The organism is Bacteroidia bacterium (genome assembly GCA_025056095.1).
GTDB lineage: Bacteria > Bacteroidota > Bacteroidia > JANWVE01 > JANWVE01 > JANWVE01.
This window is the reverse complement of sequence record JANWVW010000162.1, coordinates 1-6,509: the sequence shown is the minus strand read 5'-3', so window position 1 is coordinate 6,509 and position 6,509 is coordinate 1. Positions and strand designations below refer to the sequence as shown.

General features: G+C 38.1%; 5 protein-coding genes. 4 read left to right on the top strand and 1 reads right to left on the bottom strand.

Annotated features, from left to right (window positions below; translation table 11 throughout):
* Positions 1-193 precede the first annotated feature (193 nt).
* The gene (locus NZ519_10730) at positions 194-1,201 is read left to right on the top strand and encodes a T9SS type A sorting domain-containing protein (protein MCS7029224.1); all 1,008 of its coding nucleotides are present in this window, start codon (positions 194-196) and stop codon (positions 1,199-1,201) included.
* Between the two features lies 1 nt (position 1,202).
* On the opposite strand, the gene NZ519_10725 is transcribed toward NZ519_10730, so the two are convergent.
* Entirely contained in the window at positions 1,203-2,144 is a 942-nt protein-coding gene (locus NZ519_10725) for a hypothetical protein (protein ID MCS7029223.1), read from the bottom strand.
* A 147-nt stretch (positions 2,145-2,291) separates the two neighbouring features.
* On the opposite strand from NZ519_10725, the gene NZ519_10720 reads away from it, so the two are divergent.
* From NZ519_10720 to rsmG, 3 genes are all read left to right on the top strand, one after another.
* Positions 2,292-4,445, top strand: a complete 2,154-nt coding sequence (locus NZ519_10720) for a M43 family zinc metalloprotease (GenBank protein ID MCS7029222.1) — start codon at positions 2,292-2,294, stop codon at positions 4,443-4,445.
* Between the two features lie 84 nt (positions 4,446-4,529).
* Positions 4,530-5,666, top strand: coding sequence for a 5-(carboxyamino)imidazole ribonucleotide synthase (locus tag NZ519_10715; GenBank protein ID MCS7029221.1), 1,137 nt, complete (start codon positions 4,530-4,532; stop codon positions 5,664-5,666).
* Positions 5,666-6,286 carry a 16S rRNA (guanine(527)-N(7))-methyltransferase RsmG gene (gene rsmG / locus NZ519_10710; protein ID MCS7029220.1) on the top strand — a complete coding sequence of 207 codons (621 nt, stop codon included), beginning with the start codon at positions 5,666-5,668 and terminating at the stop codon, positions 6,284-6,286. The genes NZ519_10715 and rsmG overlap by 1 nt, the downstream gene beginning before the upstream one ends.
* The last annotated feature ends 223 nt before the right edge of the window (positions 6,287-6,509 follow it).

The window sequence follows — 6,509 nt, the reverse complement described above, 5'->3', positions numbered from 1 at the left end:
AAGCGATAGCGTAGCCCGAAGCACGCCGACCTTGTGGGCATGAGCGCAGCGAAACGCCCACAAGGGCACGCCCAAAAGATAAAAAAATAAAGACTTAACTTTCACATATTCAGTATCAGCACAAATTTAAGGTTTTGAGTAGGTAATGTTTTTTGTATTTTTGAAGCGAAACCAATACTTTGCTTCCAAAAACATGAATGTAAAACTATCACTACTACTAATAATAGCATGTGTTACTACCAAGAGTAGAATTTCATTAGCACAGTTCCCTGGAGGAGTAGGTACCCTTGGCACCACAGCAATACATAAAGATAGTAGTATTTTCATAGCTTGGGCTACTCAATGCACAGTTACTCGGGGCTATGTAGATATAGCTAACCCTAGCATGGGAAACGTCAGTTTTGGAAATGATACCTTAGCTTTGGGAAAAGCAGATAATAAAGTTGTCAGCTTAGGGGATAGAGGTAGCGCAATAGTTTCTTTTAATTTGCCCATTAAAGATGGACCAGGATTTGACTTTGCCGTGTTTGAAAATGCTTTTAATGATACTTTTTTAGAACTTGCCGTAATAGAGGTTAGTTCAGATGGAGTTAATTATTTTAGATTCCCTGCATACTCAAATACTCAAACTCATACACAAATAGGTCCTTTTGATAACGCAGGCGACCCAACTAAAATTCACAATTTAGCAGGAAAATATAGAGCTTTGTACGGCACTCCTTTTGACCTTTCCGAAATTGCCGACCACTCTTTGTTGGATAAAAATAACATTAAATACATTAAAATAATAGATGTAGTAGGTAGCATCAATCCTGCTTATGCTACGTACGATGTACAGAACAATCCTATAAATGACCCCTATCCAACTGCTTTTAATACAGGCGGTTTTGATTTAGATGCTGTAGGGGCGATACATATTAACACTGAAAGTTCTTTACTGCACAATCTTATTACAGAAAATAAAATTCGTGTTTATCCTAATCCATGTATAAATGAAATTTTTATTTCATCAGAATTGACTCTCAAACAATTATGCGTTATAGATGTACAAGGTAAAGTATGCTACAAAGCTACACTCACAGCTGATTCAATACCTTTTCATGCTGACTTATCTTTTTTACCTGAAGGTATGTATATTCTGATACTACAAGACGAAGCAAAGGAACAGATACACAAAGCAAAGCTATTGAAACAGAACTAATTTATTTTTTGGCAGGAGTAGTAGAGTTATTTTTCTTGTTCGGTGCAGCTTTTGGAATGACAAACTTTTTCTTTTTTTCATCATAGACTATTTTAGATTTATTTGCTTCGTACCAGCGCTTCCAAGCCTCAGGAGTTTTGAGAGGAGATTTTAGATCAATAATTTTATTGAGGTACTCAATAGTATAGTTATCAGGATTGCAGTAGTAACCCGAAACCAAAGGATCTTTGGGTACAGATTTAAGCTTATATTGTTCAAGACAGGTATTTATATACTGTGTTTTCTTTTCGGAAGGGTTCAAAGTACCTATTAGAATTTTCAACACTAATGTGTCTTTTAGACAGGCTAGAGTTTTTGAGTTATGAATTTCTTCGGGAATAGCCCCTGCGGTTTTACCTTTATATAATTCTGTCCATTTACGTGCTAATTCATCTAAAGCAAATTGAGTGGAATTTATTTTAACTAATCCAAATCGTACGCCATATATATACCTTAGTATCCAGTTCGCTTTTCCTGCTACATTAAAGAGGTCATCGTCTATAATAATCCCCCGCCCTTCAAAGACCATATCTCCGCTAGCAATCCGTTCCCATATAATCAGTTTGTAAGTTTCTGTCATAGGAATCACTTTGTTTTTTCTAACGAGTTGTATCAATTCTGTAATAATCGTAGTATCCCCTAGATTGTATCTATGCCTTGCCCCATAAGATAGAAAGAACAGTTGCGACCAAGTAGTATTATTCTCTATCATATTAGCAATTTGCTTGCTTGTCCAACCTTTAGCAGCCTCATACTGGTAAGGTGAAAAATTTTTAATATCCTTTTGCGCATTCCATTCACCAAGTATGTCATCTGCACATACAGAATATGGTAAAAGTAAAATGATACCAATAATGACATTTACTAGCCTACCTATATACATAGCACTAGAACCTAAGGACACAAATATCTTACAAAAAATTAATTTTAGCAACGAAAGAAAATTAAAGTATGTGATTATGAGTACTTTGACATAATTAACTAAAATTTTGTTTTGCTATTTTGGAACTTACTCTGTATTTTTGTAAAGTAAGTATAATTCATATACCTTATGAACTGGAAGTTGTCATTCTTAACTTGCTTGCTTTCAATTGGCTTTTTTAGTTTTGCACAGCAAAGAGTAGCTAAAAAAGCAGAGCCGTACCATTCTAATGAAGCAACCCATAGCCATGTAACAAAGCGTACGTGCGGTACTATGGAACACCACGAACACCTGCTCAAAACAGATCCTAACTACAGACGCAACTTAGAAAACATTGAACGTTTTACACAAGAGTACATCAAAAATAATCCCACTGCTAAGACAGGTACCATCATCACTATTCCAGTGGTATTCCATGTTGTGTATAGAACTGCTGCGGAAAATATCCCTGATTCTCGTTTGAATGAACAGTTAGATGTACTTAATAAAGACTATGCTAAGCAGAACTCCGACACTAATTTAGTTCCAGCAGTTTGGAAGTCCTTACATGTGGATACAGAGATTCGCTTTTGCCTTGCTCAACGTGATCCAAGTAACAATCCCACCACGGGGATTACCCGTACCTCTACAACTAAAACGTCGTTCAGTGTACTTGCCAACGATGTTAAATACAACTCTACAGGAGGAAAAGATGCTTGGAACACTTCTAAGTACCTTAATATTTGGGTCTGTAACTTAGGTGGTTCTGTGCTAGGCTATGCTCAGTTTCCTGGAGGACCTGCAGCTACAGATGGAGTAGTACTGGACTATCGCTTTACAGGAAAAACAGGAGCACTTGCTCCTTATAACAAAGGTCGTACAGGTACGCATGAAGTTGGGCACTACCTAAACTTACGCCATATTTGGGGTGATGACCCAGGGTGCTCCCCTGATGATTTTGTAGCAGATACTCCAACACAAGCAGGAGAAAATTATGGCTGCCCTACATTCCCCAAAACAGATGCTTGCCAGCCCAGCGCCCCTGGAGTAATGTTCATGAACTATATGGATTATTCTGATGATGCTTGCTTGTGCATGTTCACCGCAGGGCAAAAAGCCCGTATGCAAGCAGCATTAGCAGGACCTCGTGCATCTTTAACTACCTCAATGGGTTGTGTACCTGTAACTTCTGGTGTACCTAACGCAGATTTTGTAGCCAGCATGACTACAATACCTGTGGGAAGTTCTATCAACTTCACGGACCTATCCACAGGAGTTCCTACATCTTGGTCATGGTCATTCCCTGGAGCTACACCTTCTAGCTCTACTTTACAAAACCCCACTGGAATTACATACAATACCGTGGGAACATATAGCGTAACCTTAACTGTGTCTAACTCTCATGGTACAGACACAGAAACTAAGGTAAACTATATAAATGTGGTCAGTGCTACATGTGATACACTTAATCTCCCATTCCCAGGTACTCCTGTTATTTATCTTGCTAGTAGTGGCGGCTATGTAGCTGGTTCTAATGCCTATAGCGACCAATCTAAAGCAGATAAGTTCACGGGCTACCCTAGTTCATTAAATAAAGTAACAGGCGTAATTTTCATGTTTGGTAGAGGATACAGTTCAGGCGCAGGACATAAAGTAAACGTCCGTTTATGGAACAACTCAGGTACAGGTGGAAAACCAGGTGCAACACCGTTAATTTCACAAAACTTGCTTGTATCACAAATTCAATCCGATGTAACGGCTATGCAGCCGACCATAGTAACCTTTAGCTCCCCTGTAACTGTAGGAACTACATTCTATGCAGGATTTAGTTTTGATATGGCAGGACTCAACTACGCCCACCCCGCTGATACTGTTGCCCTAATAACCAATACTGATGGGGATACAAATCCTGCAACTGCTTGGGAACAATGGAACGATGGCACATGGTATGCTTATGACGACTCTAATTCTTGGGGATTAGAAGTGGCTCATGCAATCTTCCCAATAATATGCCCAACCTCCTCATTTGCAGATCAAGCTCCTGTAGACAACAGCTACGCACTTAACGTAATACCTAACCCTAACAACGGTAACTTCCACATTATATACGATGTACAAAATGGTAAGAGTTTCAAGGTAGAAGTGTTGAATGCTCTAGGTCAAGTTGTATATACAGATACACCGAACAACTTTACAGGCTTATACAACCGTACCGTAGATGTATCCAAGTATAGCAAAGGTTTGTACATGGTACGTATAACCGACGGTAACAGCTTTGCTATCCGTAAAGTTCAGGTACAGTAAAGTATTCTTAGGCGTATCTCACAAAGCCACCTTATCAAAAAGGTGGCTTTGTTATTTTGAGGTTACTTTGTACATATTTGCACTATGAAAAGAAAAAAAATTGGCATCATAGGTGGGGGACAATTAGCTTTAATGCTGATTGAAGCTGCTATACCTTGGAATATCCCTTGTAACATTTTGGATTCAGAAGGATGTAGTGCAAGTCCACTTGCAGATACACATATAAAGGGCAGTCTGTACGACAAAAAGGCTATACAAGCACTTGCAGAGTGCTCTGATATACTAACTTTTGAAACTGAACACTTTGATGTAGAAGCCGTAATAGAATTAGTGAAAACAAACCAAATAGAATGTATTCCATCACCGGAAATCTTGTATACTATTCAAAACAAACACAGGCAAAAACAGTTTTTTGAAAAACATAACCTTCCCACAGCACCGTTTGTATCTGTCCAAAGCCCCAAAGAGTGGATAAAAGCTGCTCAAGAGTTAGGTACAGATATATTTGTAGCAAAGCTACACACAGGCGGTTATGATGGCAAAGGTGTACTTGTCTGTGAAAAAAATAACATCCAGCAAGTCTTTGATGCCCCCTGCATTATAGAAAAATACATTCCTCGAAAGCATGAAATTGCAGTAATAGTAGCCCGCAACAGAAAAAAAGAAGTAGTTACCTATCCTGTTGTAGAAATGGTTTTTGACGAAGAAGCCAACATATTAAAATATCTAATTTGTCCTGCTCGTATAGATAAAAACCTATCTACAAAAGCACAATCTTTGGCAGCACAAGCTGTAGAATATCTCAATGGAATTGGAATTTTTGCCGTTGAAATGTTTGTTGCGCAGGATAATACGCTCTTACTCAATGAAATAGCACCTCGCCCCCATAATTCAGGGCATCACACTATTGAGTCTTGCTACACATCACAATATGAGCAACTACTGAGAATAATACTAGACCTACCTTTGGGCAGCACAGACCTTATTCAACCTGCTGTAATGTTAAATTTATTAGGAGAAAAAGGTTATCAAGGAGTGCCTTATTATGAAGGTATAGATGAAGCTTTATTGATTGAGGGCGTGTATGTGCATCTTTACAACAAATCCCAAACCAGAAGTTTGCGAAAAATGGGGCATGTAACAATAATAGACAAAGATATACAAACGGCTATCCAAAAAGCGCAGCAAATAAACATAAAAGTAAAAGCAAAGCAAAACTGATGATTATTAAGCAATATTTTGAACTTAACGAACTACAAGTTCGCCAATTTGAGCAATTTTATCAAAAAATTACTTTTTGGAATGAAAAAATCAATTTAGTTTCTCGCAAGGATATTCCACATTTGTGGACAAGGCACATTTTGCACAGTGCAATGATAGCTAAAATTATTTCTTTTGCACCTAATACAAAAATTCTTGATGTAGGTACAGGGGGAGGGTTTCCAGGCATTCCTTTGGCTATTCTTTTTCCTGATTGTAACTTTACTTTGGTAGACTCTATTACCAAAAAAATAAATGCTGTACAAGACATAGTACAGAGCCTTGGGTTACGTAATGTAAAAGTTCAGGTCATACGCGCGGAGCATATACAAGAGAAGTTTGATTTTGTAGTCAGTCGTGCTGTAGCGCAGTTACCTCAATTTTATGCATGGGTCTATCAAAAAATTGACTTAAATTCTAAAAACACCCTGAAAAACGGAATACTTTATCTAAAAGGTGGGAAGATTCAAAATGAAGTTGAGCAATTAGCTTTGCCCGTTACAGTTTATAGTTTAGCTCATTTTGCAGACGATGAGTTTTTTTCCACAAAGTATTTGGTACACGTTCCTGTTGTCAAATAAAAACGGCGCTCTTAACAAAATTTTTGTCAAGAACGCCGCCACTAAAACAACAACATGAAAACTTCGCCCTTCTACTTATAACAACGTTAAAAAATTATTTTTATTGTGTTTAGTGCAGAATTTTGGATATTGATTCAAGATTTTTCTTTTTTTTGGGCGTGCCCCTTGCTGACGCAAGGGTCGGGGCATTCCGCACTGCGCTTCGCTTCGGTGCTTCGCTAAC

What these genes read in the sequence shown, in the direction of transcription:
- NZ519_10730 (MCS7029224.1), top strand. Translation starts at nt 194, where the DNA reads ATGAATGTAAAACTATCACTACTACTAATAATAGCATGTGTTACTACC.
- NZ519_10720 (MCS7029222.1), top strand. Translation starts at nt 2,292, where the DNA reads ATGAACTGGAAGTTGTCATTCTTAACTTGCTTGCTTTCAATTGGCTTT.
- NZ519_10715 (MCS7029221.1), top strand. Translation starts at nt 4,530, where the DNA reads ATGAAAAGAAAAAAAATTGGCATCATAGGTGGGGGACAATTAGCTTTA.
- rsmG (MCS7029220.1), top strand. Translation starts at nt 5,666, where the DNA reads ATGATTATTAAGCAATATTTTGAACTTAACGAACTACAAGTTCGCCAA.